We start from the raw sequence: 16,977 nt of genomic DNA, 5'->3' as shown, positions 1-16,977 counted from the left end.
GACGACCACCTCGACCTTCGTGCCCGGCGTCAGCGCGCGGTAGCGGCGTCCGGGCGGGTGCGGACGGCCTGGACATCATTGCCGCCTGTACGCGGTACATATGCACAAGATGCTCAACAGCCGGCAGCCGCACGAGAGCGCCCGGCCCCCGGTCACGGAGGCGGGGCGCTTCCGCGCGGGCTCCTACCGGGCGGACGGCTCCAGCGTCTCCGGTTCCGCCGGCTCCGCGATCCGGCGGCGGCGCCGCGGTGTCCACCAGTTCGCCTTGCCGAGCAGAACCATGGTTGCCGGCACCAGCAGACCCCGGATAACGGTGGCATCGATCGCGATCGCGACGGCCAGGCCGAGGCCGATCATCTTCACCACAGGTGTCGGGCTCAGCACGAAGCTGGCGAAGACACACACCATGATCAGGGCGGCGGAGGTGATCACGACTCCGGTGCCGGCCAGCCCGTCGCGTACCGAACGGGCGTTGTCGCCGTTCGCCACCCACGACTCGCGCACCGCAGTCAGCAGGAACACCTCGTAGTCCATGGACAGGCCGAAGAGCAGCGCGAACAGCATCATCGGCACGTAGGCCTCGATCGGTACCGGCCCGTCGAGCCCGATCCAGGTGACGCCCCATCCCCACTGGAACACGGCGGTCAGCACCCCATAAGCGGCTCCCACGGACAGCAGGTTCATGAGGGCGGCCTTCGCCGCCACGACGGGGGCGCGGAAGGCGGCGAACACCAGCAGGGCGCTGAGCAGAACGACCAGACCGATGACGTACGGCATCCGGGCGCCGACCCGGTCGGCCAGCTCGCCGCGGATGGCCGTCTGCCCCGTCACCGCGACGAAGGTCTCGCCCACGCGCAGGTCGCCGAGCCGGTCGGCCGTCTGCCGGGTAGCCGGATCGCTCGGCGCGGTTGTGGGTACAGCCCGGATCGACGCGACCGTCCCGTCCGGGGAGAGCCGCACCGGCTGCACCGACGCGATCCCGGGCGTGCCGGCCACCTCCGCCGACAGCTGGGTGAGCCGAGCGTCGGCGGCCGAGGCGGCCGGCGTGCCGAGGGACGCCACCACCGTGAGCGGCCCGTTCACGCCCGGCCCGAATCCCGCCGCCATCGCGTCGTAGCCGGCCCGGGTGTCGGTGCCCACCGGGTCGTCACCCGCGTCGGTCTGCCCGAGCGTCATGGCCGTCACGGGCGCGGCCAGGGCAAGAAGCAGCAGCGCGCTGGTCACGGCGTAGCGCCAGGGCCGCCGGGTGACCCGGTCGGCGAGCCGCCCCCAGAACGACGGCCGGTCCCGCCGGCGTTGCGCCGAGACCCGCCCGCCGGCCAGGGTGAGCAGGGCCGGCAGCAGCGTGGTGGCCGACGCGACCGCGACCAGCACGACAAGGCCGGCCGTCCACCCGAGTGTGGCGAGGATCGGCACGCCGGCGACGGCGAGCCCGCCGAGAGCCACGATCACGGTGCCGCCCGCGAAGACGACCGCGCTGCCCGATGAGGCCACCGCGGCCACGATCGCCGCTCGCCGCCGCGCCCTCAACGCATCGGCCTTCGCGGCGTCAGCTCCCGCGGCGGTCTGCCCGGACAAGGTCGTCCCGGAGGCGGCCGGGGCCGACTGATCTTCGGCGGTGAGGAGGGCCCGGTAGCGAGTGATCAGGAACAGGGCATAGTCGATTCCGACGCCGAGTCCGATCATCGTACCCAGGGTGGTGGCGACCGACGGGATGCCGGTGAGGTGGCCGGCCAGGCCGATGGCGCCGACGCCGCAGACCAGCGTGATGATCGCGGTCAGCAGCGGCAGGCTGGCCGCGAGCAGGCCGCCGAAAGCGATCACCAGCACGACGAGGGCCACCACGAGGCCGAACGCCTCGCTGCTTCGGGTGTCGTTCTCCGGCCGGGCCAGGGCGCCGGCGGGCAGGGTCTCCAGGCCGGCGGTGGCCGCGGCGTCCATCACCTCGCCGGTCAGCTGCGGAGTGACGTCGCGGGGGCCGACGTCGAACTGCACGTCGACATAGCCGGTGCGGCCGTCGGTGCTGAGCACCGGCTTGCCGACCGCGTCGACGTGCTCGACGGCCGCGATCCGCTGCGACGTGGCGGCGACGGCGGCGGTGTCCAGCGGTGCGGCCTGCGAGCGGAACAGCACCTGGCCGGTGGCGTTCTGCGAGCCGGTGAAGTGCGATGCGAGCAGGTCCCGGCCGCGCTGCGCGTCCGAGCCGGGCAGCGAGGCGTCCTCATCGGTGACCCGCCCGAACGCCAGCACGAGACTGCCGACCGCGACGGCGACAAGCAGCCATGCGACCACCACCAGCCAAGGCCGGCGGGTGCTGAACCGCCCTACCCGGCCCATCACCGCGTGCAGCGGGCCGTCCTCGATGGTGCTCACGCCGTACCTCCGCAGGTCTTGTCCCTGTTGGTCTTGCCGTTGGGTTCGAGGTGCAGATCGGTGCCGCCGGCGACGACCCGCAGGCCGTCGGCGGCCGGGGACACCGACCGGTACGTGAGGCCGCCCGGCAGCGCGGGAAGGTCGACGGTGCGCGCCTGCGACGTGGCCGCGGGCAGGCGTGAGGCGGGCAGGCGCAGACCGAACGACGACAGCTCGACCTCGGCCGGGGTGACCGTGAGCCGATCGCCGGCCAGTGCGACGTCGGCGAAGACGGTCGCGGGCAGCTTGAGGCCCCGCACCGTCACGTCGGCCTGCAGGACCAGCCGCTGCGTGCCATCGGCCCCGACGATCCGCAGGTCGCCGGCGGTGAGACCCCCACGCTTGCCACCGCCCCTGGTCCCGGCCGCGCCGCCCTCCGAACTCTGACCGCCGTCCTCGGAGCCGGAACCGTTCGTCCTGCTGGTGCCGAGGCCCGTCAGCTCGCTGTAAGGGATCGTCGCGTCGACCGTGACCGCGCCGGCGCCGACGCTGCCGCCGGTGAGGCTCACGTGCTCGGCCTCGGCTTCGAGGCGCCCTACGGTGATCTTGGAAAGGGCAACGTCCCGGGCTTGGACGCGGATCTCGTCGAGGGATTGGCTCGCGAGCTGGGTGAGCGCCGGGAAGCCGCCGAGGTGCACGTCGGGCGCGGTCTCGAGGCCGGCCGCGCACTGCAGCCGCGACGCCAGCCGATGCTCGACGACGGACGCGGCGATCCGATCGGCAGCGACGGGAAGCGCGAGGACGGCGGCCACGACCGCGCCGATGATCACTTGTTTTCTGGGCACGCGGTCAAGCGAACCGGGCCGGGATGCCGGTCGGATGCGAGGACGATGAGAGTTCGTCAAGAATCGCGGGGCAGGGTGAACCAGACGGTCGAGCCGTCGATGCCGGCCTTGCCGCCGTGGCTCGCCACCACGTCGGCGACGATCGCCAGCCCGAGCCCAGCGCCGCCGCCGGCCGTGCGCCCCCGGTCGGCCCGCCAGAAACGCTCGAACGCGTGCCGGGCCGTCTTCGCGTCCATGCCCGGCCCCTCGTCGGTGACCTCGACGCGCACGAAACGTCCGTCCGGGGTGGGGCCGACGCGGACGACCGCCGCAGCACCCGGTGGCGTGTGAGCGCGCACGTTGGCCAGCAGATTGGCGAGCACCTGGCGCAGAGAATCCTCGTCGCCGGTGACCACGCACTCCGCCGGGGTCTCGGCCGACAACGGCCGGTCCGGTTCGACGGCGGACGCGTCCGCCACCGCGTCCCGGGCCAGCCGGGCGAGGTCGACGGGCGCCCGCCGCAGCTCCGGGGAGGCGTCGAGCTGAGCCAGGTAGAGCAGCGCGTTGACCAGAGTTCCCATCCGGGTCGCCTCCTCCTCCAGCCGGCGCAGCACGTCCGGGCGTTCCCGCACGTCGACCACCCCCGTACGGATGAGCTGCGCGTACCCCTGGATCGAGGTGACCGGGGTACGCAGCTCGTGAGAGGCGTCGGCGACGAAGGAGCGCATCCGGCTCTCCGAGCGTTGCCAGGCGCCGATCGCCTCCTGGATCTGCGCGAGCATCTTGTTGATCGCCGAGGTGAGCCGGCCGACCTCGGTGCGCGGGCCGGCCAGCGACGGCACCGGCCGGACGAGGTCACCGCCGGCGATGTCGGTCGCGGTGGCGGTGATGGCGTCGAGCGGGCGCAGGCGGCGGGCGATGAGCAGCCGGGCGATCAGCATCAGCAACGCCAGCACGATCAATGATGTGACCCCGGCGACCAGGAGCAACCGTTGGACCGTATCGCGCAGCGGCTGCAACGACAGCGCGACCAGCACCGTGTAGTCGCCGTCGTGGGTGATGACGGCGCGATAACCGGCTACGTTCTGCGGTTCCTCGCCCGCGGCCGAGGCCTGGTCGAGCAGCGGTCTCGCCGGCAGGGGCGCGCCCGACACCACCCGGATGGTGCCGGCGCCGGCGGTGCGGATCTCGACGACGTAGTCGGTGACAGAGACGACCTGCCGGATCGCCTCGCCGCGCATTTCCGGGTCGCCGACCAGCAGCTCGGTGCGGGATCGGGCCAGCACGGCCGCCGCGGCCAGCTGCTCGTCGGTGCGGTTCAGAAGATACTGCCGCATGCCGAGCACGGCGGTGGCCGTGACGATCAGCAATGCCGCCACGGTCAGCCCGGCCACGACGATCAGCAGCGAGCGCCGCAGCGTCACGGCTTCGACTCGCGCAGCGCGTAACCGAAGCCGCGGTGCGTGACCAGCAGCGACGGCCCGAGCCGGTCGAGCTTGCGCCGCAGGTAGCCGACGTAGGTGTCGACGACGTTGGAGCCCGCCTCCACGTCGTACTCCCACACCGCCCGCAGCAGCTCCTGCCGGGACAGCACCCGCGCCGGGTTCTCGAGGAAGTAGCGCAGGAGCTTCAGCTCGGTCGGGGAAAGTTGCACCGGCTCGCCCGCCCGGCGCACCTCGAGGTTGTCAGGGTCGAGCGTCACGTCGGCGTAGCGCAGGACCCGGTTCGCGACGGCGGGGGCCCCGGTGCGGCGCAGCACCGCCCGCACCCGGGCGAGCAGCAGGTCGACGTCGAACGGCTTGGTGATCCAGTCGTCGCCGCCGTAGGTGAGCCCCGCGATCTGGTCGTCCCGCGCGTCCCGGGCGGTCAGGAACACCACACCGGCCGTGACGCCGTCGCCACGCAGCCGCCGGCACACGTCCCGGCCGTCGCCGTCGGGCAGCATCACGTCGAGCAGCACCAGATCGGGCCGCTGCTCGGCGGCCCGCTTCAGCGCCTCGGCGGCGGTGCCGGCCGTGTCGACCGCGAAGCCGTGGAAGCGCAGCACGGTGGCGAGCATGTCAACGATGTTGGGCTGATCGTCGACGACGAGGATGCGGGTCATCCCGACCATCACAACACGCCAGGATGTGAGTCGGATGAGAATCCGCACCAGGCGAACACGCCGCACGGGGCGACCGACTTCCACGGCCGCGGCCTGCGCCTGGGGTCCACCGGCACCACACCGAGCTGGGCAATGCGTCCGGGCGGCCCGGCCTCAGCTGCTATCGTCATACCCACGGGGGTATATGAGGCAGTCGTCGACGGTGAGGAGACAGGGAAATGTGCCGTCAGGTCACGTGCCGCAAGTGCGGCAAGACCACCTGGGCCGGGTGCGGTCAGCACGTGGATCAAGTCATGCGGGGCGTGGCCAAAGCCGAGCGCTGCGCCGGGCACGAGAAAGAGCCGTCGACCGGGTTCCTCGCCCGGCTTTTCGGTCGCTGACCCGCAGCCTCCGGCCGGTGAAGTTCGAAGGATGCGGGACCTTCGCCCCTACGAGCATCGATACCCCCCTAGGTATTTTTGACGCCGGAGGCGAAGGAGGCCGGAAATGCGTTCCAAAGTGCTGGTCCTCGGCGGAAATTTCGGCGGGCTGACCGCGGCGATCGCGGTGAAACACGAGCTGCACGGTGACGTCGACGTGACGGTTCTCAGCGACCGCGACCGGTTCTTGTTCAACCCGTCGCTGATCTGGCTGCCGTTCGGCAAGCGCACCCCGGACAACATCACCTTCCCGGTCGCACCGACCTTCGAGGCGGCCGGCGTCGAATTCGTCCGCGACGCCGCCGACCTGATCGACCCGGCCGCGAAGACCGTGCGCACCGCGTCCGGCAAGGTCTTCCCGTACGACTACCTGATCATCGCAACCGGCACCCGGGAGAACCTGGACGCGGTCGACGGGCTGCGGGAGAACTCGAACTGGATCACCTCCCTCGACGCGGCGGTCCGCACCGGCGAGGCGTGGAAGCGGTTCCGCCAGGCGCCGGGCGACATCGTCATCGGCGCGACACAGGGCGCCAGCTGCTTCGGCGCCGCGTACGAGTTCCTGTTCAACACCTCCTACCAGCTACGCAAGGCCGGGCTGAAGCGGCAGGCGAAGATCACGTACGTGACCGCGGAGCCGTTCCTGGGCCACTTCGGCATCGGCGGCCTGCCGCACGGCGAGCAGCTGCTGGGAATGTTCCTGCGCAAGGAGAACATCGACTTCCGCACCGATGTGGCCATGAGCACGGTCGAGGACGGCGCGGTCGTCACCGCCGACGGCAGCAAGATTCCGTACGCGTTCGCGATGATCGTGCCCCCGTTCGCCGGCCAGGACTTCCTGCGCCGCACCGACGGGTTGACGAACACCGGTGGCTACGTCGAGGTCCGCGACACCTACCAGAGCAAACGGTACGACGACATCTACGCGGTCGGGCTCGCCGCCGCCGTGCAAGCGCCCTGGACCACGCCCACCCCGGTCGGCGTGCCCAAAACCGGTCTGCCGACCGAGCAGATGGCCCACGTCGCGGCGAAGAACGTCGCCGCTCAGATCCGCGGCGAGCAGCCGGGCGCCCACAAGAGCTTCGGCGACATCCCCGCCGTGTGCGTCATGGACGCCGGCAACAACGGCGTGCTCATCCTGGCCGACAAGATGCTCCCGCCCCGCAAACACGGCGTGCTCATCCCCGGCCCGCAGAACCACGCCTTCAAGCTGGCCTTCGAGAAGTACTACCTGTGGAAGATGAAGGGCGGCCACGTCAGCTTGCCCTGACCGTTCCGGCGGCACAGCCACCAGCAGCCTCGGCGCGCGGACCTCGTGTCGAGGCTGCTGGCGCCTCTGCCTGGTCCTTGTTGCGGCCGACGTCGGCGGGCCGATCAATACCGGGCCACATCTTGCGTTCGCACTGTTCCCCGGCTGAACCGCCGACGGCGACCGCGGGTGCCTGAGCAATCGGGACCTCAGGCCCTGCTGAAGCACGCTCGCTCGGCGTGATGCTTGTTTCGGGACTCAGCATGCGGTGGCGTGAACGGTCGCCGGGTCCGGGCCGGCTCGCGCCACGGGAGGAGGTCGAGATGGCGACATTCGCTGACGCACCGGTGGTTGTCGGCGTGGACGGCTCACCGTCAAGCCTGGACGCCGTTGACCTGGCCGCGCACGAAGCCGAGTTGCGCGGTCTTCGTCTGCACATCGTCCATGCCTTCGCCTGGCCGCCGGCGCTGGTTGCGGCCCGGCCCGCGGCGCCGGGAGCCGCTGAGCCGGCCACCCTGCTGCGGGCCGAGGCCGCCGCAGTCGTCGAGCAGGCCGGAGTGCGCGCCGCGAAGGCGGCGCCGGGTGTCACGGTCACCACCGAGGTGGCGGACGGCCCTGCCGCGTTCGTCCTGCTCGAACGCAGCCGCCGGGCTGGCCTCATCGTCGTAGGCGACCGGGGCCGAGGACGTTTCGACGGCATTCTGGCCGGCACGGTCGCGACGCAGCTGGCTACGTACGGCAGCTGCCCGGTCATCGTCGTGCGGGGGCACGCCAGAACTGGCGGTCCCGTGGTCGTCGGGGTCGATGGATCACCGAGGTCGGCTCGTGCGCTCGAGTTCGCGGCCGAAGAGGCACACCACCGCAGCGTCGAGTTGGTCGCCGTGCACGTGTGGCGTACGCCGTCGCCGGCCGCTCCGGGGGCGGAGATACCGCTGGTTTACGACCTTGACCTGCTCGAAGCCGAAGAGGGCCGGCAGCTGGCCGCGGCGCTGGACGGTCTCAGCGACCGCCACCCGGGCCTGTCGGTGCGGCCTGAGCTGGGGCGAGGCGCGACCGGGCAGGTGCTGACTTCCTGGTCACGGCAGGCCCAGCTGATGGTCGTCGGTGACCGCGGTCATGGTGGCTTCGTCGGCCTGCTGCTCGGATCGGTGAGCCAGTATCTGATCTACCACGGCGCCTGCCCGGTCGCAGTCGTGCGCGACAACCGTCGGCACGGCTGACATCCAACTGCTTCGCGGCCGGGACACCTCGGCCAGGGCGGGACTTTGGTCCCACCGGTCAAGGACCTTCAGCTGCCTTCATCACATACCCCCCGGGGTATATTGAAGACCGGTCGACTTTCGTGGAGGAGAACGTGATCTTCAACCAGTACTACCTGGACTGCCTTTCCCAAGCGTCGTATCTGATCGCCGACGAGACCACCGGCCGGGCCGTGGTCGTCGATCCGCGCCGGGACGTCGCCGAGTACCTGACCGACGCCGAAGCGCACGGCCTGACGATCGAGGCCGTCATCAACACGCATTTCCACGCCGACTTCATCGCCGGGCACCTCGAGCTGGCCGCCAAGACCGGCGCTTGGATCGGGTACGGGCAGCGCGCCGAGGCCGACTACCCGATCCGCAAGCTGGCCGACGGCGAACGCATCAGCCTCGGCGACGTCACGTTGCAGGTCCTGGAAACCCCCGGCCACACCCCGGAATCGATCAGCATCCTGGTCCACGAGCACGCCGGCGACCAGGTGCCGTACGCGGTGCTGACCGGCGACGCCCTGTTCATCGGCGACGTCGGCCGTCCGGACCTGCTCGCCTCGCTCGGCCACACCGCCGAGCAACTCGGCACCATGCTGTACGACAGCGTGCAGCACAAACTCATGAGCCTGCCCGACACCGTCCGGGTCTTCCCCGCCCACGGCGCCGGATCCGCCTGCGGCAAGAACCTGTCCACCGAGCGCGCCTCCACCATCGGGCGGCAACGGGCCACCAACTACGCCTGCGCACCGATGAGCGCCGAGCAGTTCCTCGCCCTGGTCACCGAGGGTCAACCCGCCGCGCCCGGCTACTTCGTGCACGACGCGGTTCTCAACCGCCGCGAGCATCCGCTGTTCGACCTCGAGAAGCCGCCGACCCCGCTGGCCCTCAACGAGTTCCGGGCCGAGCAGGCCAACGGCGCCGTCGTCCTGGATACCCGCGACGCCCCCGACTTCGCCGCCGGCCACCTGCGCGGCTCGCTCAACGTCCCGGCCGACGGGCGCTTCGCCGAGACCGCCGGCACCGTCGTCAAACCCGGCGACCGCATTCTCATCGTCGCCGCCCAGGACCGCGAGGAAGAGATCGTCACCCGGCTCGCCCGCATCGGCCTCGACAACGTGGCCGGCTACCTGCGCGAGCCCGAGGCCACCTTCCTCACCGTGCCCGACCTGATCGACCGGGCCAGCCGGCTGACCGTCACCGAACTGAGCGCCGCGCTTGCCGCCCGACGGTCGCTGATCGTCCTGGATGTGCGCAACCCCGGCGAGGTCGCCGCCGGCGCCGTCGAGGGCGCCCGGCGCATCCCGCTCGCCCAGCTACCCGCCCGGCTGGCCGAGATCCCCACCGACCGGCCCGTGGTCGTCTGCTGCCGCAGTGGCTACCGCTCGTCGGTCGCCGCCAGCCTGCTGCGCCGCGCCGGCCACCCCGACGTCTCCGACCTGCTCGGTGGCTATCTGGCTTGGGAAGCCGCCCACCAGCCCACCACCGCCTGACCTCGCCGCAAGGAGCACGACTTCCATGACCGACAACCTCTCCGCCGGAGCCCCGGCCGCCCTGCCCCGCATCGGCGACCACGCCCCGGCGTTCGACGCCGACAGCACGCACGGCCGGGTTCGCCTGACCGACTATGCGGGACGGTGGCTGATCCTGTTCAGCCACCCGGCCGACTTCACCCCGGTCTGCACCACCGAGTTCATCGCCTTCGCCGAACTGGCCGCCGACTTCGCCGCCCGCGATGCCGCCCTGCTCGGCAACTCCATCGACTCCGTCCACAGCCACCTGGCCTGGACCCGGTCGATCGCCGACAAGCTCGGCGTCCGTATCCCGTTCCCGATCATCGCGGACCTCGACATGCAGGTGGCCCGCGCCTACGGCATGCTGCACCCGAACACTTCACAGACCGCCGCCGTACGCGCGGTGTTCGTCATCGACCCGGAGCAGATCGTCCGGGCAGTGCTGTACTACCCGATGAACGCCGGACGGATGATCCCCGAGGTCCTGCGCCTGGTCGATGCCCTGCAGACCTCCGACCGTGACGGCGTCTCGTGCCCGGCGAACTGGCGGCCGGGCGACGACGTCGTGCTCGGCGCGCCCACCACCCAGGACGAACTGGACGCCCGCCTCGCCGACCACGACGTCAAGCTCACCGACTGGTACCTGGCAACGCGTCCGGACCGGGGAGTCGATCGATGAGCGCCCGCCGGCACGAGGTTGTCATCGTCGGCGGTGGCGCCGCCGGCATCAGCGTCGCCGCCCGCCTGCGGCGCGCCGGTGTCGCCGACGTGGCGGTCGTCGAGCCCTCCGACGTGCACTACTACCAGCCACTGTGGACGCTGGTCGGCGCCGGCCAGGTCCCAATGGGCACGACGGCTCGCTCGGAAGCGGCCGTCATGCCCAAGGGCGTTACCTGGATCCGTCACCGCGCCACCGCCGTCGACCCCGAGGCGCACACAGTCACCCTGGCCGACGACAGTGTTCTCCGATACCAGCAGCTGGTCCTGGCCCCCGGGATCCAGCTCAACTTCGACGCGATCCCCGGCCTCGCCGAGTCCGTGGGCCGCGACGGGGTGGCCAGCAATTACCGCCCCGACCTCGCCCCGCGCACCTGGGACTTCATCAGTGGGGCCGAGCCCGGAACCGCTGTCTTCGTGACCCCGCCGGGCCCGATCAAGTGCGCGGGCGCCCCGCAGAAGATCGCCTACCTCGCCGCCGACCACTGGCGCCGCCACGGGCTGCTCGACCGGATGCGCCTGATCATGGTTTTGCCCACCGCCGCCATGTTCAGCCAGCCCGACTGGGGTGAGGTCCTCAAGAAGATCGCCGCCGGATACGGCATCGAAGTACGCCACAACACCGAACTCGCCGAGGTCGACGGCCCGAACCGGCGCGCCGTCCTGCTCGACACCGCGACCGGCACCAAGGAAGAACTCGAATTCCAGGTCCTGCACACCGCGCCACCGCAGAGCGCCCCCGACTGGATCCGCGACAGCGCGCTCGCCGACCCTGAGAGCCCGTACGGCTACCTCAAAGTCGACAAACACACACTGCGCCACCCGGACTGGCCCGACGTCTTCGCCCTCGGCGACGCGGCCAACCTGCCCACCTCCAAAACCGGGGCCGCCATCCGCAAACAGGCGCCGGTCGTCACCACCAATGTCCTGGCGGCCCGGCGCGGGACGCTCGGCGAGGCCCGCTACGACGGCTACACCTCGTGCCCGGTGGTGACCGCCCACAACCGGATGCTGCTCGCCGAGTTCGACTACACCCTTACGCCGCGGCCCAGCTTCCCGTTCCTCGACACCATGCGGCCCCGCTACGACATGTACCTGCTCAAACGGTACGGGCTCCCGCAGCTCTACTGGCGCGGCATGCTTCGCGGCCGCGCTTGACCGGAACGCCGCGCCGCGCCGGGCCGGCCCGGCGCGGCGCCAGTCCTCTCCTCCGCCGATGCTGATCGAGGAGCCATGACCTTTCACCTCACCAACCCGGCGACCCCAGCCATGGAAGCGCTGCCCCCGATCCCCGCGAGTTCTCACGGTCTCGCCCATCTGCCGGTGAGCGTCTTCGCCACCGTGATGGGTATCGGTGGCACCGCGCTGGCGTGGCAACGCACGGCGGCCGCCCTCGACCTGTCCCCCCTTCCCGGAGAGGTCCTCGCCTGGACGTCGCTGACGGTCTTCGCGGTCGTCGGCGTCGCCTACGGCACAAAGGCGATCCGATACCCGGTGGCGGTGCGCCGGGAATGGCGGCACCCGGTAATGCTCGCGTTCGCCGCCACCGTCCCGGTGTCCCTGCTGATCCTGGCCGCAGCGCTGCTCAGCACGTCGCGGTCGCTGTCGGCGGTGCTGTGGTGGGCCGGAGCCGCCGTCCAGCTGGTCCTGACGCTGGACGTGCTCCGGGTGTGGATTGCCGACTCCCGCTTCGAACCCGGTCACGTGCATCCGGCCTGGTTCATCCCGGTCGTCGGCAACCTGGTCGTCCCGCTTGCCGGGACCACGCACGCTCCCGCCGAGATCTCCTGGTTCTTCTTCGCCATCGGCCTGGGCTACTGGATCGCGCTGTTGCCGATCGTGCTCAACCGGCTCTTCGTGAATGGCCCGTTACCGCCACGGCTGGCACCGACGCTGGCGATCCTGGTTGCTCCGCCGGCCGTCGCCCAGCTGGCCTGGCTCCGACTCGGCGGGACGGTCACCGATCCGGCGGCCCGGATCCTGCTGCACCTGGCAACCTTCCAGGCCCTCCTCCTGCTCGTGCAGGCCGGCGCCCTGCGCAGACTGCCGTTCACCCTGTCCGCCTGGGCGTACACGTTCCCGCTCGCCGCGCTCGCCGGCGCCTTCGCAGGCGCGTCACGGCCCGGCGCCGCTGGATACAGGACCGCCGCCGTCCTGACCCTGGCGGTGGTCAGCCTGTTGGTGGCTGCGCTGTCGGTCCGCACCGTGGTCGCCATCCACCGTCGGGAACTGTGCCGCCGGGAGCCGTCTTCTCCTTCCCCGCCTCGCGCCGAAGCCGGGGCACAGCCATGACACTGTTCGCCGCGGCCGGGCTCGGCCTGGTCATCGGCGTCATCCTCGGCGGACTCGGCGGTGGCGGCGCCATCCTCACCGTGCCGGCGCTGGTCTACCTGCTCGGACAGAGCCCGCAGAATGCCACCACCAGCAGCCTGATCATCGTCGGGGCCACCGCGATCGCCGGTGCCGCCGGGCACGCCCGAGCCGGGAACGTACGCTGGCGTACCGGCCTCACCTTCGGCGTCACCGGCATCGCCGCCGCCGTGGCCGGGTCGTTCGCCAACCGGCACGTACCGCCGCGCATCCTGCTTCTGGGGTTCGCCGGGCTCATGGTGGTCACCGCGGCCGGCATGCTCGTGCAGCCCCGCCGCGGCGAACGCGCTCAGCCGCCGCCGGCCACCACCCGACCGGTCACCGGCCGGTCGGCCGGCACCGTCGAGCAGACCCACGACGCGGAAGGGACCCGAACCCGGACCACCGTGAAGATCGTCGCCGCCGGGCTGGTGGTCGGCTTCCTGACCGGATTTCTCGGCGTGGGCGGCGGCTTCGTCATCGTGCCCGCGCTCGTGCTGGTCCTCGACCTGCCGATGCCCGCGGCGGTCGGCACCTCCTTGGTCATCATCGCGATCAACTCGCTCGCCTCGCTGGCGGCCCGCAGCGGCTACGAGCACGTCGACTGGGCGACCACCGTGCCGTTCGCGCTGGCCGCGATGGCGGCCGGCTCGGCCGGCAAGAAGGCCGCCGCCCATGTACCCGAGAAGATCGCCACCCGGGCCTTCGCCGTACTGATCCTGCTCGTCGCCGCCTACACGATCGTACGAACCGTCAGCGTTTCCTGACACACGTCAGGCAGGTCGCTTCCAGCAGCGCAGCGGGTTGGGGACCAGTCGCGGGGTGGCGGCGGCGTAGGTGCGGTAGCCGGGGAAGCGCGCGGTGAGTTCCCGTTCCTCCAGCCGCGTCTTCAGCCACAGCAAGCCCAGCAACGCCAGCCAGACCCACACCCGCGACGCACGGCCGCTCAGCACCACCACTGCGGCCCCGCCGAGCAGCAGCGCGCTGTAGATCGGGTGACGGACGCACGCATACACCCCGGCCGTCCGCAACTGGGCGCCGGGCGAGGGCAGCGGCGAGGCCGTCAGGCCGGAGCCGAGCCGCAGAGCACCGGCCACGGCGACAACCGCGGCCACGGCGATGGCCCCCGCCGAGACGGCGATCAGCCATCCCGGCGCGGACCACACACGGCCTCCGGGCAGTCCGAGCAGCCCGGCCAGCAGCAGCATTTGCAGCGTCACCAGCGACCAGGCAATTGCGCGTTCGCCGCGTCTGTACATGCTCGCGCCATCGGGGCAAGGACTGCTCAGGTGGACGCCTTGGCGGATGCGCCGCTGGTCTTCTGCTGTGCGACCTTGCTGCGGACCTCATCCATGTCGAGTCCGCGAACGGCGGTGATCAGCTCCTCCAGGGCTGCTGAGGGCAGCGCGCCGGGCTGGGAGAAGACCAGGATGCCGTCGCGGAAGGCCATCAGCGTCGGGATCGAGGAGATCCGGGCAGCAGCGGCCAGACGTTGTTCGGCCTCGGTGTCGACCTTGGCGAAGACGATGTCGTCGTGCTTCCGGCCGGCCTGCTCGAAGACCGGGGCGAAGCGCCGGCACGGGCCACACCAGGACGCCCACCAGTCGACCAGCACGATGCCGTCGCCGGAAATGGTCTGCTCGAACGTCTCCATCGTCAGGGCTGTCGTGCTCACGGCGTTTCCTTTCCTGCCGGTCGGACCCGGCACCAGATTTGTATCGCCTTCCTTCACTGCTCCAGCATACCCTGGGGGGTATGTGTGCGGGATGGGTCCAACGGCCCAACGCGCCTTCGGCCGGGACAGGCTCAGGCGGTGAAGCCACCGTCGGAGGTCACAGATCCCCTCCTGCTCGGCGTGGCCCGTACGGCAGGTTGCCGGCGGCTTCGATCTCGATCAGCCGGTTGTACTTGGCGACCCGCTCACCGCGGGCCGGAGCGCCGGTCTTGAGCTGGCCGCAGCCGGAGCCGACGGCGAGGTCCGCGATGAAGGCGTCCTCGGTCTCGCCGGACCGGTGCGAGACCATCTGCGCCCAGCCGGCCGCACGGCACCGTCGCATCGTCTCCAGCGTCTCGGTCACCGTGCCGACCTGGTTCACCTTGATCAGGGCGGCGTTGCCGGCCTTGCGGGCGATGGCGTCCGCGACGATGTCCGGGTTGGTGACCAGCAGGTCGTCCCCGACGAGCTGCACCCGGCCCTGGAGCCGCTCGGTGAGCCGGACCCAGCCGTCCCAGTCGCTCTCGGCCAGGCCGTCCTCGATGCTCCACACCGGGAAGCGCTCCACCATCGCCTCGTAACGGGCGATCATGTCGTCGGTGGTCAGCCGCTCCCCCGCGACGTGGTAGCGACCGTCGCGGTAGAACTCGCTCGCCGCCGGGTCGAGCGCGATGGCCACGCCATGCGGTCCCGGCTCGTAGCCGGCGTCGGTGATCGCCTCGACCAGCATGCTCAGCACGTCCTCCGGAGCCTCGATCTCAGGCGCGAAACCGCCCTCGTCACCCAGCCCGGTGGCGAATCCCTTGCCGGACAGCTGACCGCGCAGGGCGGCGTACACCTCGGCGCCGGCCCGGACCGCCTCGGCGAGGCTGGGCGCCCCACGCGGGGCGATCATGAACTCCTGGAAGTCGAGCCGGTTCGGCGCGTGCATGCCGCCGTTGACGACGTTGAAGTGCGGAACTGGCAGCCGTGGCAGAACCCCGGCCGGGGTCAGATAACGCCACAGCGGCTCGTCGGCGAGCACGGCGAACGCGCGGGCGGCGGCCATCGACACGCCGACGATGGCGTTCGCACCCAGCCGCGCCTTGGTTGCGGTGCCGTCGGCCTGGATCAGGGCCCTGTCCACGGCCGCCAGGTCCACGAACCGGCGTCCGGCGACAAGATTCTCGATCTCCTCGTTCACGTTCGCGACAGCCCGCAGGACGCCCTTGCCCCCGTAACGGTGCGGATCGCCGTCTCGCAGCTCGACCGCCTCACGGCTGCCGGTGGACGCCCCGGACGGCACCCCGGCCCGCACCTGGCGTCCGTCAGGCAGGCGCAGCGTCACCGCCAGGGTGGGCCGTCCCCGGGAATCGAGCACTTCCGCGGCCTTCAGGCCGGCGATGGTCAGCGTCATGACAGGACCTCCTGCGCGAACTGCGGGCTATCTCTTCCGCGACTGTGGCAGCGTCCCGGCCGAGCGGCACGGGCCGAAGGTCCTGTCTGACCAGGCCGAGCCGGGTTCCCTCCGGCGTTCGTCGGCGAGGTCAGCCCGTCGTGCAGCAGGCGCAGGGCCTGGGCCAGCAGGCGGGAGACGTGCATCTGCGAGAGTCCGAGGGCTGCGCCGATCTCGGACTGCGTCCGCCCCTCCCAGAACCGCAAACGGACGATCTCGCGGAGCCTGGCGGGCAGCCGGTCCAGCGCGGCTCGCAGGATGAGCGCGTTGTCGGCGGCCTCGAAGCCGTCCCAGGGATCCGCGAGCCGTGGGTTGTCCGGAGCCAAGGACTCCGTCGAGGTGAAGTGACCGGACCGTGCCGACTGCCGCACCGCGAGCACGTCGACGGTCCGAAGACCCAGCTGTGCTGCGAGCTCGGCGTCGGCCGGCTCCCGGTGCAGGCGCTGTGTCAACTCGTCCTCCGCCGTCGTCACACAGCGCCGGAGCTCGAGAATGCCTCGAGGCGGCCGCATACTCCACACGTGATCACGAAGGTGATGGCGCAGAGAGCCCACCACGGTCGGCACGGCGTAGGCCAGAAATCCACGCCCGGCGCCGGGACGATATCTGTCGACCGCGCTGACCAGGCCGATGGCGGCCACCTGCCGAAGATCCTCGTCCATTTCACCCCGATGCCGGTAACGCGTGGCCAGACGGAACGCGAGAGGCAGCGCGAGGTCGATGATCCTCTCGCGGACGAGCTGGTGGCGGACGCTGCCGGGCCGGAGCCCGTCGAGTTCACGCAGCAACGCCTCCACCCGATCCTCGTCGATCGGTTCGAAGGTGCGCGCGACGGCGGCCGGTCCGCGACCACGATGACGCGAGTCGCCGAGGGTGGCTGCCTGTGTTCGATCCACCATCTCAGGACAACGCGGCGCGACCTGCGGCGACAGGGGCGAAAGCCCTTCGACGTGCGGGCGCGCCTGCTCGCCTCGGTCATCCTGCAGCCTGTTGCCTCGCACTCACCATTGTGTTCTTCGCCGCGCCGCGCAAGAGTGGAGCCGTCGGTGAAGC

16 protein-coding genes are annotated in these 16,977 nt (G+C 71.2%); 8 read left to right on the top strand and 8 right to left on the bottom strand.

The window, feature by feature from the left end; genetic code table 11:
• Positions 1-183 precede the first annotated feature (183 nt).
• Genes C8E87_RS28555 through C8E87_RS28540 form a run of 4 tightly spaced genes read right to left on the bottom strand, consistent with a single transcriptional unit; the run spans position 184 to position 5,280 of the window.
• The gene (locus tag C8E87_RS28555) at positions 184-2,373 is read right to left on the bottom strand and encodes an MMPL family transporter (protein WP_133875938.1); all 2,190 of its coding nucleotides are present in this window, start codon (positions 2,371-2,373) and stop codon (positions 184-186) included.
• Entirely contained in the window at positions 2,370-3,197 is an 828-nt protein-coding gene (locus C8E87_RS28550; RefSeq protein ID WP_166661269.1) for an LmeA family phospholipid-binding protein, read from the bottom strand. The genes C8E87_RS28555 and C8E87_RS28550 overlap by 4 nt, the downstream gene beginning before the upstream one ends.
• Before the next feature lie 56 nt (positions 3,198-3,253).
• Positions 3,254-4,600 (bottom strand): sensor histidine kinase, encoded by a 1,347-nt coding sequence (locus C8E87_RS28545; protein WP_133875936.1) that lies wholly within the window; start codon positions 4,598-4,600, stop codon positions 3,254-3,256.
• On the bottom strand, positions 4,597-5,280 hold the full coding sequence (locus tag C8E87_RS28540) for a response regulator transcription factor (RefSeq protein WP_203720717.1): 684 nt from the start codon (positions 5,278-5,280) through the stop codon (positions 4,597-4,599). Before C8E87_RS28540 ends, C8E87_RS28545 begins: the two co-directional genes overlap by 4 nt.
• A 218-nt stretch (positions 5,281-5,498) precedes the next feature.
• Between C8E87_RS28540 and C8E87_RS43880 the strand changes: the two genes are divergently transcribed.
• The 8 genes from C8E87_RS43880 (at position 5,499) to C8E87_RS28505 (ending at position 13,542) form a co-directional block, all read left to right on the top strand.
• Positions 5,499-5,660 (top strand): DUF8730 family Cys-rich protein, encoded by a 162-nt coding sequence (locus C8E87_RS43880; protein ID WP_166661268.1) that lies wholly within the window; start codon positions 5,499-5,501, stop codon positions 5,658-5,660.
• Between the two features lie 106 nt (positions 5,661-5,766).
• Positions 5,767-6,969 (top strand): NAD(P)/FAD-dependent oxidoreductase, encoded by a 1,203-nt coding sequence (locus tag C8E87_RS28535; protein ID WP_133875934.1) that lies wholly within the window; start codon positions 5,767-5,769, stop codon positions 6,967-6,969.
• A gap of 302 nt (positions 6,970-7,271) precedes the next feature.
• A complete protein-coding gene (locus C8E87_RS28530) occupies positions 7,272-8,168 on the top strand; it encodes a universal stress protein (RefSeq protein WP_133875933.1) in 897 nt (298 codons plus the stop codon).
• A gap of 134 nt (positions 8,169-8,302) precedes the next feature.
• Entirely contained in the window at positions 8,303-9,688 is a 1,386-nt protein-coding gene (locus C8E87_RS44660) for an MBL fold metallo-hydrolase (RefSeq protein ID WP_203720741.1), read from the top strand.
• Positions 9,689-9,713: 25 nt separating this feature from the next.
• Positions 9,714-10,388, top strand: a complete 675-nt coding sequence (locus C8E87_RS28520) for a peroxiredoxin (protein WP_203720718.1) — start codon at positions 9,714-9,716, stop codon at positions 10,386-10,388.
• Positions 10,385-11,584 carry an NAD(P)/FAD-dependent oxidoreductase gene (locus tag C8E87_RS28515; RefSeq protein WP_133875930.1) on the top strand — a complete coding sequence of 400 codons (1,200 nt, stop codon included), beginning with the start codon at positions 10,385-10,387 and terminating at the stop codon, positions 11,582-11,584. The genes C8E87_RS28520 and C8E87_RS28515 overlap by 4 nt, the downstream gene beginning before the upstream one ends.
• Positions 11,585-11,659: 75 nt before the next feature.
• The gene (locus C8E87_RS28510) at positions 11,660-12,718 is read left to right on the top strand and encodes an SLAC1 anion channel family protein (protein ID WP_133875929.1); all 1,059 of its coding nucleotides are present in this window, start codon (positions 11,660-11,662) and stop codon (positions 12,716-12,718) included.
• Positions 12,715-13,542: a sulfite exporter TauE/SafE family protein gene (locus C8E87_RS28505; RefSeq protein WP_133875928.1), complete on the top strand. Its 828-nt coding sequence runs from the start codon at positions 12,715-12,717 to the stop codon at positions 13,540-13,542. Before C8E87_RS28510 ends, C8E87_RS28505 begins: the two co-directional genes overlap by 4 nt.
• A 6-nt stretch (positions 13,543-13,548) precedes the next feature.
• On the opposite strand, the gene C8E87_RS28500 is transcribed toward C8E87_RS28505, so the two are convergent.
• The 4 genes from C8E87_RS28500 to C8E87_RS28485 all read right to left on the bottom strand — a co-directional run bounded on the left by C8E87_RS28500 (position 13,549) and on the right by C8E87_RS28485 (position 16,823).
• On the bottom strand, positions 13,549-13,995 hold the full coding sequence (locus tag C8E87_RS28500) for a methyltransferase family protein (protein WP_166661267.1): 447 nt from the start codon (positions 13,993-13,995) through the stop codon (positions 13,549-13,551).
• A gap of 65 nt (positions 13,996-14,060) precedes the next feature.
• Positions 14,061-14,450, bottom strand: coding sequence for a thioredoxin (gene trxA, locus C8E87_RS28495; RefSeq protein ID WP_133875926.1), 390 nt, complete (start codon positions 14,448-14,450; stop codon positions 14,061-14,063).
• 157 nt (positions 14,451-14,607) lie between these two features.
• The gene (gene eno, locus C8E87_RS28490) at positions 14,608-15,885 is read right to left on the bottom strand and encodes a phosphopyruvate hydratase (protein WP_133875925.1); all 1,278 of its coding nucleotides are present in this window, start codon (positions 15,883-15,885) and stop codon (positions 14,608-14,610) included.
• Positions 15,882-16,823 (bottom strand): sigma-70 family RNA polymerase sigma factor, encoded by a 942-nt coding sequence (locus C8E87_RS28485; RefSeq protein ID WP_133875924.1) that lies wholly within the window; start codon positions 16,821-16,823, stop codon positions 15,882-15,884. Before C8E87_RS28485 ends, eno begins: the two co-directional genes overlap by 4 nt.
• Between the last annotated feature and the right edge of the window lie 154 nt (positions 16,824-16,977).

Source organism: Paractinoplanes brasiliensis (assembly GCF_004362215.1).
Taxonomy (GTDB): Bacteria; Actinomycetota; Actinomycetes; order Mycobacteriales; family Micromonosporaceae; genus Actinoplanes; species Actinoplanes brasiliensis.
This window is presented reverse-complemented; position numbering and strand designations above follow the sequence as displayed.

Bases quoted from the DNA above. Each gene is read 5' to 3' on its own strand.
- C8E87_RS28540 (WP_203720717.1), bottom strand. From the start codon at position 5,280: ATGACCCGCATCCTCGTCGTCGACGATCAGCCCAACATCGTTGACATG.
- C8E87_RS43880 (WP_166661268.1), top strand. From the start codon at position 5,499: ATGTGCCGTCAGGTCACGTGCCGCAAGTGCGGCAAGACCACCTGGGCC.
- C8E87_RS28535 (WP_133875934.1), top strand. From the start codon at position 5,767: ATGCGTTCCAAAGTGCTGGTCCTCGGCGGAAATTTCGGCGGGCTGACC.
- C8E87_RS28530 (WP_133875933.1), top strand. From the start codon at position 7,272: ATGGCGACATTCGCTGACGCACCGGTGGTTGTCGGCGTGGACGGCTCA.
- C8E87_RS28520 (WP_203720718.1), top strand. From the start codon at position 9,714: ATGACCGACAACCTCTCCGCCGGAGCCCCGGCCGCCCTGCCCCGCATC.
- C8E87_RS28515 (WP_133875930.1), top strand. From the start codon at position 10,385: ATGAGCGCCCGCCGGCACGAGGTTGTCATCGTCGGCGGTGGCGCCGCC.
- C8E87_RS28510 (WP_133875929.1), top strand. From the start codon at position 11,660: ATGACCTTTCACCTCACCAACCCGGCGACCCCAGCCATGGAAGCGCTG.
- C8E87_RS28505 (WP_133875928.1), top strand. From the start codon at position 12,715: ATGACACTGTTCGCCGCGGCCGGGCTCGGCCTGGTCATCGGCGTCATC.
- eno (WP_133875925.1), bottom strand. From the start codon at position 15,885: ATGACGCTGACCATCGCCGGCCTGAAGGCCGCGGAAGTGCTCGATTCC.
- C8E87_RS28485 (WP_133875924.1), bottom strand. From the start codon at position 16,823: ATGGTGGATCGAACACAGGCAGCCACCCTCGGCGACTCGCGTCATCGT.